Below are 15578 nucleotides of genomic sequence, written 5' to 3'. Positions count from 1 at the left end.
TTGGATATTGCACGCTACTCCATTCAAAAGCCGGTCAACACCTGGATGATCGTGATCATGTCGCTTCTGGGCGGGCTCTGGGGCCTGTCCACCGTGGGGCGGCTGGAAGATCCTGCGTTCACCATCAAGCAGGCTCAGGTGATCACCAGCTATCCAGGCGCAACTGCGGCTGAAGTCGAAAACGAAATTACCGAAAACCTTGAAACGGCCATCCAGCAGATGCCGCAACTGGATCTGATCACATCCGTGTCGGAGCCCGGCTTGTCGCGCATCAGCGTCGAAATCAAACCAACCTACGACGGCGAGGAATTGCCTCAGGTCTGGGACTAATTGCGGCGCAAGGTCAATGACGAGGTCCGGAACCTGCCGACAGGGGCGGGAACGCCGCTGGTCTATGACGATTTCGGCGATGTTTATGGTCTTTTCTACGCCTTCACTGCCGACGGTTATACCAACCGGGACATTCGCGACACGGTCAAGCGTATCCGGCGCGAACTCCTGACGGTTCCCGGGGTCGGCAAGGTGGAAGTTGCCGGCGAACCGCAGGATGTCATCTACCTGAATGTCAATCAGGACAAGATGGCTGGGCTCGGCATCACCTTCACCGACGTGATCGGTGTGCTGGATGCGGAAAACCGTATTCAGACCAACGGGTCGGGTGTTTCAGGTGACAAACGCATTCGCCTCATGACGGCTTCCGCCTTTGACGACTTCCGCGGCATTCAGGATCTCGTCATCGGCAGGGCAGGGTCGACGGCAATGATCCGCCTGTCCGACATCGCGACGCTGGAGTTGGGCGAGCCGGAGAGGCCGGACAGGTTGATACGCCATGATGGTCACGCGGCAGTGACGATCGGCGTGTCTCAGGTCGATGGCACCAATATTGTCGAAGTCGGCGAACGGGTGATCGAGAAGCTTGCCGCCGTCGAAGCGCAATTGCCGGTCGGCATGCAGATCCATCCCATCTACGAGCAGAATATCGTGGTCGATGAATCCGTAAACGGCTTCATCATGAACCTTGCGGCCTCCGTCGTCATCGTGATCGGTGTTCTAGCGCTGTTCATGGGGTGGCGCGCGGCAATCGTGGTCGGCACAGTGCTTCTGTTGACCGTGATGGCCACCGTTCTGTTCATGCGCATCTTCGCCATCGAGATGGAGCGCATCTCGCTCGGTGCGCTTATCATTGCCATGGGCATGCTGGTGGACAACGCCATCGTCGTGGCGGAAGGCATGATGATCAACATGCAGCGTGGCCAGAAGGCGATTGAGGCAGCCAGCCGCGTCGTCGCTCAGACCATGTGGCCCCTGCTGGGGGCGACCGTCATCGGCATCATGGCATTTTCCGGCATCGGCCTGTCGCCGGATGCTACCGGTGAGTTTCTGTTCTCGCTGTTTGCCGTGATCGGGATATCGCTGCTGTTGTCGTGGGTCTTCGCGATCACGGTGACCCCGCTGTTCGGCAAGTACTTCTTCAGAACCGCCACCGGCAATCTGGACGATCATGACCCTTACAAGGGCATTCTCTACAAGGCCTATCGCGGGATACTGATCGGTTCCCTGCATGTGCGGCTGCTGACCGTTGCCGCACTTGTCGGGATCACGGTTGTCTGTGTCATGGCCTTCGGCAACGTGAAACAGGCCTTCTTTCCGGACAGCAACACACCGATCTTCTATGTCCACTACTGGTCACCCCAGGGAACCGATATCCGGTCGACCGAGGCGGACCTGAAGGAAATGGAGAAAATCGTCCTTTCGGATGAGCGGGTGGCAACTGTCACAAGCTTTGCGGGCGGTGGTGCAACGCGTTTCATGCTGACCTACGCACCGGAAGACGCCAACCCGGCCTATGGCCACATGATCATCCGGACGCATGATCGTGAAGAGATCGACATGCTGGCGCTTGAGTTGAGGGAGCAGTTCGCCGAACGTTTCCCGTCAGCTCAGATCATCACCAAGCGCCTGGTGTTCGGTCCCGGTGGCGGTGCCAAGATCGAGGCACGGTTCTCCGGTCCGGATGCGGATGAGCTCAAGCGGCTCGGCAACGAGGCGCAGGCGGTCTTCGCGATGCCTGACAACAAGCTTGCAGACGTCAACACGAACTGGCGCCAGCGCGAACTTGTCGTGCGGCCGATCTTCGATGAAGACCGCGCCCGAATTTCCGGCGTGACCCGCGAGGAGCTGTCAGTCGCCCTGCAGTTTTCGACTGAAGGCATTCGTGTCGGCTCCTACCGCGATGTCGACGAGAGCATTCCGATTGTCGCCCGCAAGGCCGAACAGAACGGCATCTCCGTCAACGAGAGCGTGTCGGACTCCCTGGTCCTGAGCAGCAATGAACGCCGCTATGTGCCGATCGAGCAGGTTGTGCGGGAATTCGTGATGGAGCCTCAGGATACGCTCATCCATCGCCGTGATCGCGTGCGCACGCTTACGGTGAAGGCTGAGACGACTGCGGGCGAAACCGCGACTGCTGCTCTTGCAAGGGTCCGTCCGCAAATCGAGGCCATTGAGCTGCCGCCGGGCTATGCGCTGGAGTGGGGCGGTGAATATGAAAGCACCAACGATGCGCAGGAGTCCCTGGGTGCGCAGTTGCCGCTCGGTTTCCTGGTCATGCTGATCATCTCGATCCTGCTGTTCGGCTCCGTGCGGCAGCCGCTGATCATCTGGCTGATGGTGCCCATGTCGATCAATGGTGTTGCCATTGCCTTGCTCGCCACGGACACAGCCTTCGGCTTCATGTCGCTGCTTGGCTTCCTGTCGCTTTCCGGCATGCTGATCAAGAATGCCATCGTGCTTCTGGAAGAGATCGATCTTCTGATTGGCGAGGGCAGGGACAAATACCAGGCAATCGTCGATGCAAGCGTCTCGCGTATGCGGCCGGTGATGCTGGCGGCGATTACCACCATCCTCGGCATGGCACCGCTCCTGTCGGATGCCTTCTTCCGGGGCATGGCAGTGACGATCATGGGCGGTCTGGCGTTTGCCACCGTGCTGACCCTGATTGCCGCACCCGTGCTCTATGCCCTGTTCTTCCGGGTTCGCCCGCCGAAGAAAAACAAGACGAAGGCGGAGCCGTCAGTTCCGGCGGATGCTGTTCCGGCCAAGTAACCCCGGACGCGGTCACTCACGAACTTGAAAGGCGGCCTTCGAGCCGCCTTTTGTCTTTCTCTCAAATGACATCCCAACGCCAACCAACACCGGCCCCCCCATGGCTTGATCATGGGACCAACTCGTTACGCCAGGGAGTGCAAGAAACACGGAAATGCTGTTCCGGTTTTCGCTATGGCTCTCCAGAGCCATCTAGTCTCGTGATATCAATATCTTGTCGACGTATCCGGACTCATTTTCTCAGTCTGCCTTTCAGCCGCGACTGAGTTTCATGTGCCGGTTGACATCCTTGTAGAGCAGATAGCGGAACTTGCCTGGCCCACCGGCATAACAGGCTTGCGGGCAGAAGGCGCGCAGCCACATGTAGTCACCGGCTTCAACCTCGACCCAGTCCTGATTGAGCCTGTAGACGGCTTTGCCCTCCAGCACGTAAAGACCGTGCTCCATTACGTGGGTTTCGGCAAACGGGATAACAGCACCCGGTTCGAAGGTAACGATGGTCACATGCATGTCATGACGCAGGTCTTCCGGCGCGACGAAACGGGTGGTTGCCCACTTACCGTCCGTCCCCGGCATTTCGGTCGGCTTGATCTGTTTTTCGTTCGTTACGAATGCATCCGGGGCAGCCAGTCCCTCGACTGCTTCATAGGCTTTCCGGATCCAGTGAAACCGGACTGGAGCATCGGCCGAATTTTCGACCGTCCAGGCACAACCGGCCGGTAGATAGGCGTATCCGCCGTCTTCCAGCACGTGCCCAGTCCCCTCGATTGTCAGCGTCAGTTTTCCTTGCACCACAAAGAGAACCGCTTCTGCATCGGCGTCCTGCTCCGGGTTCCTGCTGCCGCCGCCCGGCTGCACTTCCATGATGTATTGGGAGAAGGTCTCTGCAAATCCGGAGAGAGGGCGTGACAGCACCCAAAGCCGGGTCTTTTCCCAGAACGGCAGATAACTGGTGACGATGTCACGCATCGTGCCCTTCGGGATGACGGCATAAGCCTCTGTGAAGACGGCCCGGTCGGTCAGCAGCTGGGTTTGTGGCGGGTGACCGCCGCTTGGAGAGTAGTAGGGCGATGAGGTCATGCGGGTTTCCCTGAACCGTTGCCGAAACACTGTTTCGATCTGAATTAGAAAGCGCGGCTTACGGCAAGGCAACGAAAAAGAAAACCCGCCCGCGAGGCCTGCGGGCGGGATGTCCAGCTGGATGGTCAGCGTGGTCCGGATGGCGGAAATCCGGTTGGGGCCAAGAACCCGTCCTCTTTTCGGGACGTGGTTCTAACGTGCCGAGACCATCTCGCGCTGGACTGTGCTCCTTGCGGTCTTGACGTTGTCGAGCACCTTGGGGCAGGCGGCGCCCGACGTCTGTTTCTCGCGCAAGAACGAGGCCATGCGAGCATCGATATCCTTCAGGCGGGACTGTCTGGAAGGCGTGCGCTGCAGGGCTGCAAAGGGTGAAAAGAATGGCAGGAACGGATTCATTCAAAACCTCCCGATTGGCGTTGTGTTGCCGGTCAGTAGACCAGCTGAGAGGAGCTCAGGTTGGTCTCGATCCGGGTAATCTCATCCCGCAACCGAAGCTTGAATTTCTTCAACGACCGTATGTGCTGCGTATCCGGATAAGGGTGCATTTCCTCTCTGCGGATCAGGGAATCCAGGGTGTTGTGCTGGCTGCGCAGCGACTTCAGTCTGTTGTACATCGCCTGCTCCTCTTTCGTGGGCTGTGTCTGTGACACCCTTGATATGGATACGAGGAGAGAATAGATGAAATACATTGTTTCGATTGATTTGATAGAAATTATCTATCATGCAGGGAGGCGACATGCGGTTTCGGCCATCTTCACGGCAGCTGGACTATTTCGTTGCACTTGCAGAAACCTTGCACTTCGGCAGGGCTGCCTCTCGCTGCCATGTCTCGCAGCCAACGCTTTCGGCGCAATTCAAGCTGCTTGAAGAGCAACTTGGCTGCACCTTGCTGGAGCGCGGCAGTGGGGGGATCAGCCTGACGGCCTCCGGTGAGCGCCTGCTGCCGCTTGCACGGCGTACCCTCGAGAATCTCGACGAAATCGTGACTGTCGCCCAGGCAGGGCAATCCAATCTCGGCGGTCTGATCCGCCTTGGGGTCTCGCCCACATTCGGGCCGTATTTCATGCCCTACCTGTTGCCAATCCTGAAACGTGAATTTCCGCTTCTCGAGCTCTACATCCGCGAAGACAGGCCCAATCTCCTGGAAGAGGGACTGATGTCCGGTGCGCTCGACTGCATTCTGACACCGGATTTTGCGTCATCGGATCAGTGGACGGCACAGGTGCTGTGCCGGGAAAGCGTTTCACTTGCCGTGCCGAAGTCGCACCCCTTGGCTGGCGTCGAAGTGATCCCGGTGGATATGTTGCGCGGCGAGAAGCTGCTTGCACTCGGTCAGGGGTTTCGCCTCCACAACGATGTTCAGGCATTGGCACATGCCGCGGGTGCGGACTTCCGGCAGGACTATGAAGGCACAAGCCTTGATGCCTTGCGCCAGATGGCTTCGATCGGCATGGGGCTGGCACTCTTTCCCGCCGCTTACATTGCGTCCGAATTCGGAAAGGAGCCGGATCTTCTGTTGAAGAAGATCGAGGGCTTGCCGATGCGCCGGACGATGTACCTCGTCTGGCGATGCGGGTCTTCCCGAACCACCCATTTCGAAAACCTGCTGTCCCTAGCGCTCCAGGCGGTGAACAGCATGAAAGTTGAGGGTGTCGAGCCGGCCTGAAAGAGGCTCACAAAGGTAATTGGAAGCGCAAAGCCGTAAAGCAGAATTGATGGTCCCCCGTGCCACGTAATCCTCCCCATATTGCCGGTCCGCTAAAAACGTGCCAGCCTCGGAGGTACCGGCGGAGGAGGAGAGCCCCATGCCTGAAATTTCAAGCGACCGCGATTGCCAGACCGTCATTACCACTTTCGAAATGACCCCGGGCACATGCTACGACCTTCTGGACGAACTGAAGGACGCCTACGAGAATTTCATTAGCCATCAGCAGGGCTTCATTGGGGCCGGGCTGCACGTCAACGATGCTCAAACCCGTATCGCCAACTATTCGCAGTGGCGCCGACGGGAAGATTTTCTGGCCATGTTGCGTTCACCGGAAATGCGAGAGCGCAACCGGCGTATCAGTTCATTGTGCAAGAGTTTCGAACCGGTGATGTACGACGTCGTGGACGCCTACGACTGACCTGACCTTCATGGCAGAAATCGTGATGGCGCCGGTCATGAAGGACCGGCGTTGCACATTGCTCCGGGCTCCTGGAACAGGGACCGGAGGTTCCTTGCGAGACTTCCCGCATTTTTCGGAAACTTCCATGTCCTACCAGATTGTCGATTGCCGCTCGTTTGGTGCTGACCAGCTGTGCGAGGCCTTGAACATTGCTTTCTCGGATTACGTCACGCCACTGCATCTGAGCGAGAAGGATTTCCGTGAGTTTCAGCGCCAGCGCGGGTTTTCGGCAGAGCATTCCTTCGTGGCGATGGCAGGGGAAGAGATTGCAGCCTTCTGGTTTTCGAGCTTGCCGAACTCCAGTTATGGCGACACGGCCTATACGTTGTCCGTCGGGACCAGTCCTGCGCATCGTCGCAAAGGCCTGTCGAGAAAGCTCCTTGCAGCGGTCCTCGAAAAGCAGCTTGAGGTCGGCGCGAAAGGCCTGCAGCTTGAGGTCATCACGACAAACGAAAAGGCGGTTGCTGCTTATGAAGCCTTTGGCTTTCGCCGCGAAAGGACACTTGGTGTCTTTCGGCTCGTGAACAGCAAGGCGCTCAAGGCGCATGTCGGAGAGTGGGTGCTGGAGCGGATCGGGTTGAACGATCTTCCTGATGATACCGGCCCCTATTTCGATACCTTGCCGACCCCCCAGAACAGTATTGCCGGGCTTCGTGGTTTGACCCCGGATATCCATCTTCTGGCTGTTCGCCAGGACGATGAAATTCTGGGGTGGGGGGCGAGTTTTGCCGATGGCGCGGTCGCGCAGATTGCCGTTCACAAGAACCACCGTCGCCAAGGCATTGGCCGAGCCTTGTTGCAGGGGCTGATGGAGGCCCTGGGCGGGTCAGAACTGCGGTTTGTCAACGTCGACACGGCTGCGCAAAGCGCCAACGCATTCCTGCGCCTGTCAGGTGCGGAAGAGCTGCTGCAACAATACGAAATGCGGCTTGAATGCTAAGTGCACACCAAGGTTCAGGTCTCTTGGTCGATCTTGCGGAATGGTGCGTGTTCGGCCAGCGCCTCGTTCTCGCGTTCGACGGCAAGGCGTTCGTGTTCCAGAAAATCGGCGACAGCCTGATGTAGCCCTTCATGGGCGATCCAGTGGGCGGAATAGGTGGTGGTCGGCAAATAGCCGCGCGCCAGCTTGTGGGCACCTTGAGCGCCGGCTTCAACGCGCTTCAACTTGTTGGCGATGGCAAAGTCGATCGCCTGGTAGTAGCAGAGCTCGAAATGCAGGAACGGGTGGTGCTCGGTGCAGCCCCAATGGCGCCCGAACAAGGTGTGCGAACCGATGAAGTTGAGGGCACCGGCAATGTATTGGCCATGCCGTTTGGCAAGAACCAGCAAGGTGCGGTCAGCCAGCCTCTCATTGATCAGCGAATAGAATTTTCTGTTCAGATAGGGGCGGCCCCACTTCCGTGAACCCGTGTCCATGTAGAATTTGTAGAAGGCGTCCCAATGGGCCTCGGTCAGATCGGACCCGGTAACCCATTCCACCTCAATGCCCTCAGCGCTCAGGGCTTCGCGCCGCTCTTTCTTGACGGCCTTGCGTTTGCGCGACGCCAGATCTGCCAGAAAGCCATCGAAATTGTCGTAACCGTGGTTTTCCCAGTGAAACTGCTGATCGGTCCGTTGCAGATATCCTAGTTCACCCAGACTGTCCCATTCCGGTTTGGTCAGGAAAGTGGCATGCACGGATGAAGCCCCGGAGCGCTGACATACCTGTACCAGACCGGCGGCAAGCGCTTGCAGGCCCGCTTCACGGTTGACACCGGCACCTGTCAGAAACCGGCGTCCGGTTGCCGGCGTGAAGGGCACGCTGATCTGAAGTTTCGGATAATAGTCACCGCCTGCACGGTAGAAGGCGTCGGCCCAACCGTGGTCGAACACATATTCGCCTTGCGAATGGCTCTTGAGATAAGCCGGCACGGCACCGAGGATCTCGCCGCCGCTATCTTCCAGCACCATGTGTCTGGGCAGCCAGCCTGTCGCTTCCGTTGCACATCCGGAAGCCTCCAGAGCCTCCAGAAAAGCGTGGGACAGAAACGGGTTGAAATCGATGTCCTCACCGGCAAATTCGGAACTGCCGCCAAGTGCCCCGGAAAGCTCGGCCAGCGCCTCGCATTTCGGGTCTTTCTTCAAGAGCCCCCGTCCGGAAAGATGCCAGCCTGGATTGGCCACCTGATCCCAGTTGGAGGCAGTGACATCCTTCAAGGAAGACAGGATTCGCAAGGTCGCTGTCTGTCCGCCGTCATCTGTAGCCGGGGAGTTGCCGTCCGTGGACCGGGAGGAGGTCATGCGTCAGAAGAAACCAAAGTTTGAAACCATACTCTTGATGTAGCGCTGGCATTTTGCAGTGCAAGAGGTTGATGTCGTGTAATGGTTATTTCTAAAGGGAACGGGCTGCGCTCCTGTCCGGATCAAAGCCCTCGAAAACGATCTGGTCTGCGTAGCGATCGGCCTTTTCCCGTTGTTCGGTGGTCCTCACCGTCCAGGACATCAGTGGCACCTTGAACACAGAGCGCAGCAGACTGGGTCCGGCCTTTGGCAGGTCCTTGACACCGTAGGAAATGAAATGCGGGCGCGTGCGCGGTGCATGCAGGATATGGCGCAGGATGAACCGGTCGACACGGCTGTAGCGGGCATAGTCAGGACCGGGCTCGGCGCCATCGGCAACGATACCGCGCAGTACCGAGGCGTTGCGTGCCTTTGCAATGGACAACATGTCCGGGTCGAATGACTTGATGCATGCAGGGCCCTTGTAGCCCGCCACCTGGTCCGTCACGTGCCGGACAAAGTCCATTTGCGCATCACGGCGCATCAACGACTTGATCTCGACCACCAGGGGGACGCGGCCGTCGACAAGATCGAACAGGTCCTTCAGGAGCCAGAGCTTGTCTGTTCCGGTCTTCATGTGAATGCTGGTGAGCTCGGATGCGGCCAGATCGATAACCCTGCCGGTACCCTCCGCAAGGCGCTCCAGCGTGTAGTCATGGAACACCAGAGCTTCACCGTCTGCCGTTTCCTGAACATCCACCTCGATCGCGAAATTCTTGTCGATCGCATGCTGAATTGCGGTAGGCGTATTCTCAATGACGCCGTTGTCGGCATCGTGATAACCCCGATGGGCGATCGGGCGGGCGAAGATGGCTTCGAGTTCCGGTGTCATGGCGGGGGCTCGTCAGGAAGGAAAATGCCTCACCGGCCGGTGAGGCTTCGGGAAGAGTGTGGGGGAGGCCTGGCTCCCCGCAATCAGTCAGTCTTCGATTTCGAAAATCGCTTCGATCTCGACAGCAGCACCGAAGGGCAGGGACGCGGCGCTGACGGCGGAGCGCGCATGGCGGCCCTTTTCGCCCATCGCTTCTACCAGGAAGTCGGATGCGCCGTTGATGACCTGCGGCTGGTCGACGAATTCGGCCGTGGAGTTCACGAAGCCGACGATCTTCACCAGTCGGGCAACCTTGTCGAGATTTCCGGTGGCAGCCTTAGCCTGGGCAAGCAGGTTGATGGCGCACAGCTTGGCAGCGGCCTTGCCTTCGTCGATGCCCAGACCGTCACCCAGCTTGCCGGAGATCTGAAGCTTGCCGCCTGCCATCGGCAACTGGCCGGAAACGAACAGCTGATTGCCGGTCTGCAGGAAAGGCACATAGTTGGCCGCGGGTGCCGCCGCTTCCGGAAGGGTGATGCCAAGTTCGTTCAGCCGGGCTTCGATCGCGCTGCTCATGGGGGTCTCCAAGTTTGAGAGCTTTCGGCGTGTCTTGGCGTAATTCGTCACAGGTGACAAGGTCAAAATGGGGTGTGTACGGTAAAAGGAAACTGTGGAGGAGCTTGGTTTCGATTGCCACGGTCACCACTTGAGAAGGACGATTTGTGAAATAACAGGCCAGCGGGGCTTGGGGCATGGCTGCACATTCGCGGTGGCGGAATGTGCAGTTTGCCGCATAATGTGTGGAACCGGTCCAGGTGGCGTTTCCACCAGGACGAGAATGAGGTTTTTTTGATGCAATGCGTTCCGAAGTCAGTGTCCTCGACCGTTGGTGCGATCGTTTTGGCCGCCGCAGCTTTTGCGGTGTCTGGCGCGACCGACGCCGATGCGAGCGGCACTGTCGGCTTTAAACTCGTGCCCCATCGCGCCGTTTACGACATGAACCTGGGAGACAGCGAGGAGCAAGCCGGGATCGCGGGCCTCAACGGACGCATGGTCTACGATTTCTCCGGAAGCGCCTGCGAGGGCTACAGCGTAAACTTCCGCTTTGTCACCGAGTTCCAGAATACCGACGGTGGTTCACAGATCACTGATCTGCAGACGACTTCCTTCGAAGAGCCACGCGCCGAGAGCTACCAGTTCCTCTCCAAGACCTTTGTCGATCAGAAACTGGTCGAAGCGACCCGTGGAACCGCACGGAGCGGAAAGAAAGCACGCACTGTCGAACTGAAGGAACCTTCGGAAAAATCGCTGGAGATTGGCCGGGAAGTGCTGTTTCCGACGGAGCATCTTCTGACGATCATGAAGTCGGCCGAGGCGGGCGTCCATTTTGTTGCAGCCGACATCTATGACGGCGCCGAAACCGGGGAAAAGGTTTATGCCACGACGACGGTGATCGGTGCCAAAGCCGTCAACGACGCAAAAACCGATGCTGACCACGTGGATGCACCGCTGTCCGGCAAGGGCTACTGGCCCGTTACCGTCGCCTACTTCGACCCGAGTGCCGAAGACGCAAGTGGAGAGCTTCTGCCGGTCTATCAGCTGTCATTCTGGCTGTATGAAAACGGCATCAGCGGACACCTGAAGCTCGACTACGGCGATTTCACCATCCAGGGCAAGATGGCATCGCTGGAGCTTTACGATGAGACCGAGTGCCCGCAGCAGTAACCGGGCAAGACCGCTTCTTGAAATAATCGGGTGACAGGCGGACTACTTGTCACCCTGCTTCTTGGCTTCCTTCGCCGCGCGCGCTGCGTGCGTGAGGCCGAGTTCGACAGCTGACGTTCCGAACTTGTCCCGAAGCCGATCCACGGCAAGTTCCGCATTCTTCCGTCGTTCGGCCGACTGGTCGAGCAGGTCTCTCGGATCGGCGCGGTCCGCATTTTCCAGATCGCTGACGCCTATGCCGATAAGCCGGAAACGGCGGCCATCGGCTTCGATCTGAAGAAGATTTTCACCCGCCGCGTAGATCTTGTCGGCCAATTGGGTCGGATCGGAAAAATGCCTGGCGCGGGTGATCGTCTTGAAGTCGGCGGTTTTCAGTTTCAAAGTCACACCGCGCCCTGAGAGTTCCGCCTTCTTGAGCCTCGCAGACACTTTCTCGGCCAGGTTTCTGAGAATGGGGCGCAGGGTATCGAAACTCGAGATGTCGGTGAAGAAGGTGGTTTCCGCGGAAACGCTTTTTGCACCCCGTTCAGGAGTGACTTCACGGCTGTCGTCTCCATGCGAAAGACGGGCCAGACGCAGGCCGATGGTGCCGTATCGGCGGGCGAGATCCGTAGCTTCCATTTCCTGCAGCTGTCCGATTGTCCGAATGCCGTCCCTCTCCAGTTTCTGCTGGAACACCTTGCCGACCCCCCAGATGCGGCCCACAGGCATGGCCGCCAGAACGTCTTCGGCTTCCGCTGCGCCGATGACGGAGAAACCACGCGGCTTTTCGAGATCTGACGCAAGTTTTGCCAGAAACTTGTTGGGGGCAAGGCCGACAGACGCCGATATGCCGATATCGGCTTCCATGTCGCGTATGAAGCCGGCGAGTGTTTCCGCCGGAGACTTCTTGTGCAGGCGTTCGGTGCCCGTCAGATCAAGAAAGGCTTCGTCGATGGACAAAGGCTCCACCAGGGGCGTGAGCGCACGCATGCGTTCACGGATCGCCTTGCCGACACTCGCGTATTTGGCCATGTCAGGCTTGATCACGATCGCTTGCGGGCAAGCCTCAAGCGCCTTGAACATGGGCATTGCGGACCGCACACCGTAAATGCGGGCGATGTAGCAGCATGTGGAAACCACCCCGCGCTGACCTCCGCCAACGATTACCGGCTGGTCCTGCAGCTCCGGATTGTCGCGTTTTTCGATCGAAGCATAAAAGGCGTCGCAATCAATGTGGGCAATGGCCAGCGTGTCGAGTTCCGGATGCTTGACCAGCCTCGGGCTGCCGCAGCGGGTGCACCTGGCTGCCGAAGGGGCGAGGCGGGCACCGCAGTCTCGGCAAAGGGCACGTAAGGGCGGAACGGGTTGGGACACGGCGTTGGCAATCGGCTGCGGTGCGGATGGGCAATCAGCCGCTCTGCTGGTTTCGGTTCGAGCCCTGCAGAATAGCTCCGATAAAGGCGGCCGTCTCCTGCCAATCGCTGCTCAACAGATCGATGTAACCTGCCTTTTCAGTGGTCTGCAGAAATCTGGCGTCTGCGATGAACTGTATCTGGACAGCAGACGGCAGGGTCGCGTTCACGGAGGTGTGGTTGGTCGGACTGTCGTCAATGAAGACAACCGGCTCCGGACGTCCACGAGACAGAGCTGCAACCGCACCACCTTTGGGACCGGAATTCGTCAGCAACGGAAAGGTGATACCGAGCCCGGTGAGCAGCTTTTCCCGCACCGGCTTGTTGTGACCTCCGGGCAGATTGGTCAGCAGGATAACGTCCCATTGCTGTGCAAGTGCATTGAGCGCATCGCCTGCACCGGGGACCATGTCCTGACGATGGCTGACCTCGTCGAAGAACTCCAGAAGCAGTCTGCGAACGTCGTCGGACGACAGGGGCTCACCGTTGTCCCGCCGGCCAATATTGCCGGTCAGCCTGTACTCGTACTTCAGGAAAGCCAGGTCACGAGCGTGTAGATAGTCTTCCAGATGAGCGATCAGATGCAAAATCACTTCATCCACATCGCAGATGATCAAAGGGCGGTTCGAAAAAGGCAGTGCCTGGATCTGCGCAAGAACTTCGGGCAGCACTTGCGTCGGTTCAGGCATGGTCTTCGTCTCCGCCGGCAATTGCGTAGCGTGCAGCGGCCATCATCGTTGGCCGTATTCCGGCATTTTCACAAAAGGCAAGCAGCAGAGCTTCGTCCATCATGTAGAACTCGAGCACACCGGCAAGAAACCCCGGTTCTCCCGCCGCTTCTCGAATCATTTCCGGTCCAATTCCAGAAAAAGCAAGAAACCTGCCGATCTGTTCAGGGTCTCGACTGAGCTGGAGAAGGGCTTCAGTAGCAATTCCTTGTGCTTCTTCAACGGACAATGACTTGCTCTGTACATTTTTCATTGTGTTTTTTTGCCTTTCTGAAACGATTCCGGGTTAGAAGAAATTTAATGCGGACCGGGGAAGGGTTCTACCGCGGACTAAAAAGTGCTGCGAAGATAAAATGGGACCGGCAAGAGGCCGGGTAAAGGGCCGGACATATGGCAAAATCCGTGTTGATCGTCGAAGACAACGAGCTGAACATGAAGCTGTTTCATGATCTGCTCGAAGCGCACGGCTATAATACATTGCAGACCCGGACCGGCATCGAAGCCTTGCAGTTGGCCCGTGAGCATCATCCCGATCTGATCCTGATGGATATTCAGCTGCCGGAAGTGTCGGGGCTGGAAGTCACGAAATGGATCAAGGAAGACGAGGATATCGCTTCCATCCCGGTTATCGCCGTGACCGCATTCGCCATGAAGGGCGATGAGGAGCGTATCCGGCAGGGCGGGTGCGAAGCTTACATATCCAAGCCGATCTCCGTAGCGAAATTCCTGGAAACAGTCCGGGCATATCTCGGCGAAGCGTAACGGGCCACCGCCGGCGGTAGAACTGCGGCGGGTAAAGATTTCTGCAAGGTTTCACGGTTGTTTGGCACGGCTGCGTGCAACCAATTCCTGCGAATCGCAAAACCTCGCGCTCATGTGCTCTTCATATTAAGGTTACGGATTTACTAAAACGGCATTGTTTCTGTGCATATTTTGCGGAAAATATTGCAATCAGGCAACATTCAGGTAGTGTGACCGCAGATTAGTGTTTTTCCTGATCGCCTCAATGACGTGGTAAAGAATGCCGTAGCGTCAAAACGGGCAATACAGTTTCCCCTCGGAGTGCTCAGGTCCGCCGCATCTCCTGGGTCCGTGGGGCAGGTCGGCAGGGAACCGGCCGATGAGTGGCCTCCTCGAATGCCGTGTTCCCGCCGACCACTAATCTTTCAACCGAAAATCAAGAAGCAGCACCAGCAGCAATGCTGAAGCTGCGTCGTCGTGCCTCTGCGTCCGCACAGTAATCATTTGTGGAAATAGGTTTCAGGACGCTGGCCTGCGCCGACAAAATTTCGAAATCACATTCGGCCACGCATGAAAAAACCCGCCGTTTCCGGCGGGTTCTTTAAAAATCATCTGGAATCAGATCTTACTTGATCTTGGTTTCCTTGAACTCGACGTGCTTCTTGGCAACCGGGTCGTATTTCTTTTTGACCATCTTCTCGGTCATCGTACGGGAGTTCTTCTTGGTGACATAGAAGAAGCCGGTGTCAGCCGTGGAGAGGAGCTTGATCTTGATTGTTGTCGCCTTGGCCATGGCCTTGGATCCTGTTCTCTGTTGTCGGGCAAAGAGTTCTTGCGGCCAGATGGCTGGCGATGAATCTGCCCCAATGTCTGAAATCAGCGCGCAAACTACTCATCGCAGCGCGAAAGTCAAGCACTTGCTATGGTTCAGCCGCCTTTTCGAACCATGTCAGCCATTCTGCCGCAGTGCTGTCAAAGCCTTCGTTATCGTATCAACCGATTGGCCCACGCTCAGGCTGAAACTATCCAGCTGGAGACATGGTTCCGTCCACGGTTCGTATTCATGACTTCGTACCTCAGGCCACCGGGGCAGGGTCAGTCCGTCAATCTCGGTTTCCCTGCTTGCAACGCGCTTGCGGTGTTCGCGCTCATCCGAGCAGACAATCTCGACATTCAGCAGTGTCGCGCCGGTTGATTGAGCGGTCTCCCTCCACAATTGCCTGGATTCGGCAACCGGGTTGACCGTATCTGCAACGACGTTGTGACCAAGTTCCAGGTTTCCGGCAGCGATAGCAGCAAGGGCGAGGTAACCCGCGTCTTCAGCCGGATGAATGTTCAAGACACTGCGTTTGAGGGCAGCTTCAACCGCATCCACACGCAAAAGAAATGCGGGCAGCCGCCCGCTCAGATCCTTTGCTATCGTCGACTTGCCGACGCCGGGTAAACCGGAAAGGGCAATCAGGAAAGGCATAAGCCTGGACACACCTTTGTGTGTTGCAACAGCCGG

16 protein-coding genes and 1 pseudogene are annotated in these 15578 nt (G+C 57.8%); 6 read left to right on the top strand and 11 right to left on the bottom strand.

Translation table 11 applies throughout. The annotated features are described in order from the left end of the window. Positions 1-3105: pseudogene (locus HEP89_RS24405) on the top strand (efflux RND transporter permease subunit). A 252-nt stretch (positions 3106-3357) separates the two neighbouring features. Here the strand turns inward: HEP89_RS24405 and HEP89_RS24400 are convergent. The 3 genes from HEP89_RS24400 to HEP89_RS24390 all read right to left on the bottom strand — a co-directional run bounded on the left by HEP89_RS24400 (position 3358) and on the right by HEP89_RS24390 (position 4799). Continuing rightward, positions 3358-4185: a bifunctional allantoicase/(S)-ureidoglycine aminohydrolase gene (locus HEP89_RS24400; RefSeq protein WP_168693253.1), complete on the bottom strand. Its 828-nt coding sequence runs from the start codon at positions 4183-4185 to the stop codon at positions 3358-3360. Between the two features lie 192 nt (positions 4186-4377). Further along, positions 4378-4581 carry a hypothetical protein gene (locus HEP89_RS24395; protein ID WP_055653717.1) on the bottom strand — a complete coding sequence of 68 codons (204 nt, stop codon included), beginning with the start codon at positions 4579-4581 and terminating at the stop codon, positions 4378-4380. A 32-nt stretch (positions 4582-4613) separates the two neighbouring features. Next, the gene (locus HEP89_RS24390; RefSeq protein WP_031270751.1) at positions 4614-4799 is read right to left on the bottom strand and encodes a YdcH family protein; all 186 of its coding nucleotides are present in this window, start codon (positions 4797-4799) and stop codon (positions 4614-4616) included. A gap of 122 nt (positions 4800-4921) precedes the next feature. Here HEP89_RS24390 and HEP89_RS24385 point away from each other — a divergent pair, with 122 nt between their 5' ends. The 3 genes from HEP89_RS24385 to HEP89_RS24375 all read left to right on the top strand — a co-directional run bounded on the left by HEP89_RS24385 (position 4922) and on the right by HEP89_RS24375 (position 7293). After that, positions 4922-5851 (top strand): LysR substrate-binding domain-containing protein, encoded by a 930-nt coding sequence (locus HEP89_RS24385; RefSeq protein WP_062491721.1) that lies wholly within the window; start codon positions 4922-4924, stop codon positions 5849-5851. 139 nt (positions 5852-5990) lie between these two features. Further along, entirely contained in the window at positions 5991-6311 is a 321-nt protein-coding gene (locus tag HEP89_RS24380) for an antibiotic biosynthesis monooxygenase (protein ID WP_062489017.1), read from the top strand. Positions 6312-6438: 127 nt separating this feature from the next. Continuing rightward, positions 6439-7293 (top strand): GNAT family N-acetyltransferase, encoded by an 855-nt coding sequence (locus HEP89_RS24375; protein ID WP_168693252.1) that lies wholly within the window; start codon positions 6439-6441, stop codon positions 7291-7293. A gap of 14 nt (positions 7294-7307) precedes the next feature. Here HEP89_RS24375 and HEP89_RS24370 read toward each other — a convergent pair whose 3' ends face one another. The 3 genes from HEP89_RS24370 to HEP89_RS24360 all read right to left on the bottom strand — a co-directional run bounded on the left by HEP89_RS24370 (position 7308) and on the right by HEP89_RS24360 (position 10059). Continuing rightward, entirely contained in the window at positions 7308-8633 is a 1326-nt protein-coding gene (locus HEP89_RS24370; protein ID WP_197923287.1) for a GNAT family N-acetyltransferase, read from the bottom strand. 91 nt (positions 8634-8724) lie between these two features. Then, positions 8725-9504 (bottom strand): glycerophosphodiester phosphodiesterase family protein, encoded by a 780-nt coding sequence (locus HEP89_RS24365; RefSeq protein WP_023004041.1) that lies wholly within the window; start codon positions 9502-9504, stop codon positions 8725-8727. A gap of 87 nt (positions 9505-9591) precedes the next feature. Further along, entirely contained in the window at positions 9592-10059 is a 468-nt protein-coding gene (locus HEP89_RS24360; protein WP_023004042.1) for a RidA family protein, read from the bottom strand. 276 nt (positions 10060-10335) lie between these two features. Here HEP89_RS24360 and HEP89_RS24355 point away from each other — a divergent pair, with 276 nt between their 5' ends. Continuing rightward, positions 10336-11208: a cell envelope integrity EipB family protein gene (locus HEP89_RS24355; protein ID WP_209014816.1), complete on the top strand. Its 873-nt coding sequence runs from the start codon at positions 10336-10338 to the stop codon at positions 11206-11208. Positions 11209-11250: 42 nt separating this feature from the next. Here the strand turns inward: HEP89_RS24355 and HEP89_RS24350 are convergent, their stop codons facing one another. Genes HEP89_RS24350 through HEP89_RS24340 form a run of 3 tightly spaced genes read right to left on the bottom strand, consistent with a single transcriptional unit; the run spans position 11251 to position 13583 of the window. Beyond that, on the bottom strand, positions 11251-12564 hold the full coding sequence (locus tag HEP89_RS24350) for a DNA polymerase IV (protein WP_168693251.1): 1314 nt from the start codon (positions 12562-12564) through the stop codon (positions 11251-11253). Positions 12565-12598: 34 nt separating this feature from the next. After that, positions 12599-13291 carry an HAD family hydrolase gene (locus HEP89_RS24345; protein WP_023004045.1) on the bottom strand — a complete coding sequence of 231 codons (693 nt, stop codon included), beginning with the start codon at positions 13289-13291 and terminating at the stop codon, positions 12599-12601. After that, a complete protein-coding gene (locus HEP89_RS24340) occupies positions 13284-13583 on the bottom strand; it encodes a DUF3572 domain-containing protein (protein WP_168693250.1) in 300 nt (99 codons plus the stop codon). Before HEP89_RS24340 ends, HEP89_RS24345 begins: the two co-directional genes overlap by 8 nt. Before the next feature lie 137 nt (positions 13584-13720). Here HEP89_RS24340 and HEP89_RS24335 point away from each other — a divergent pair, with 137 nt between their 5' ends. After that, positions 13721-14092 (top strand): response regulator, encoded by a 372-nt coding sequence (locus HEP89_RS24335; protein ID WP_006934912.1) that lies wholly within the window; start codon positions 13721-13723, stop codon positions 14090-14092. Between the two features lie 604 nt (positions 14093-14696). On the opposite strand, the gene rpmG is transcribed toward HEP89_RS24335, so the two are convergent. After that, the gene (rpmG, locus tag HEP89_RS24330) at positions 14697-14864 is read right to left on the bottom strand and encodes a 50S ribosomal protein L33 (protein ID WP_023004047.1); all 168 of its coding nucleotides are present in this window, start codon (positions 14862-14864) and stop codon (positions 14697-14699) included. Between the two features lie 156 nt (positions 14865-15020). Next, the gene (locus tag HEP89_RS24325; RefSeq protein WP_168693249.1) at positions 15021-15542 is read right to left on the bottom strand and encodes an AAA family ATPase; all 522 of its coding nucleotides are present in this window, start codon (positions 15540-15542) and stop codon (positions 15021-15023) included. Positions 15543-15578 lie beyond the last annotated feature (36 nt).

The sequence above is a fragment of the Labrenzia sp. 5N genome (assembly GCF_012395805.1).
Taxonomy (GTDB): domain Bacteria; phylum Pseudomonadota; class Alphaproteobacteria; order Rhizobiales; family Stappiaceae; genus Roseibium; species Roseibium algicola.
This window is presented reverse-complemented; position numbering and strand designations above follow the sequence as displayed.

Bases quoted from the DNA above. Each gene is read 5' to 3' on its own strand.
- HEP89_RS24400 (WP_168693253.1), bottom strand. From the start codon at position 4,185: ATGACCTCATCGCCCTACTACTCTCCAAGCGGCGGTCACCCGCCACAA.
- HEP89_RS24395 (WP_055653717.1), bottom strand. From the start codon at position 4,581: ATGAATCCGTTCCTGCCATTCTTTTCACCCTTTGCAGCCCTGCAGCGC.
- HEP89_RS24390 (WP_031270751.1), bottom strand. From the start codon at position 4,799: ATGTACAACAGACTGAAGTCGCTGCGCAGCCAGCACAACACCCTGGAT.
- HEP89_RS24385 (WP_062491721.1), top strand. From the start codon at position 4,922: ATGCGGTTTCGGCCATCTTCACGGCAGCTGGACTATTTCGTTGCACTT.
- HEP89_RS24380 (WP_062489017.1), top strand. From the start codon at position 5,991: ATGCCTGAAATTTCAAGCGACCGCGATTGCCAGACCGTCATTACCACT.
- HEP89_RS24375 (WP_168693252.1), top strand. From the start codon at position 6,439: ATGTCCTACCAGATTGTCGATTGCCGCTCGTTTGGTGCTGACCAGCTG.
- HEP89_RS24370 (WP_197923287.1), bottom strand. From the start codon at position 8,633: ATGACCTCCTCCCGGTCCACGGACGGCAACTCCCCGGCTACAGATGAC.
- HEP89_RS24365 (WP_023004041.1), bottom strand. From the start codon at position 9,504: ATGACACCGGAACTCGAAGCCATCTTCGCCCGCCCGATCGCCCATCGG.
- HEP89_RS24360 (WP_023004042.1), bottom strand. From the start codon at position 10,059: ATGAGCAGCGCGATCGAAGCCCGGCTGAACGAACTTGGCATCACCCTT.
- HEP89_RS24355 (WP_209014816.1), top strand. From the start codon at position 10,336: ATGCAATGCGTTCCGAAGTCAGTGTCCTCGACCGTTGGTGCGATCGTT.
- HEP89_RS24345 (WP_023004045.1), bottom strand. From the start codon at position 13,291: ATGCCTGAACCGACGCAAGTGCTGCCCGAAGTTCTTGCGCAGATCCAG.
- HEP89_RS24340 (WP_168693250.1), bottom strand. From the start codon at position 13,583: ATGAAAAATGTACAGAGCAAGTCATTGTCCGTTGAAGAAGCACAAGGA.
- HEP89_RS24335 (WP_006934912.1), top strand. From the start codon at position 13,721: ATGGCAAAATCCGTGTTGATCGTCGAAGACAACGAGCTGAACATGAAG.
- rpmG (WP_023004047.1), bottom strand. From the start codon at position 14,864: ATGGCCAAGGCGACAACAATCAAGATCAAGCTCCTCTCCACGGCTGAC.
- HEP89_RS24325 (WP_168693249.1), bottom strand. From the start codon at position 15,542: ATGCCTTTCCTGATTGCCCTTTCCGGTTTACCCGGCGTCGGCAAGTCG.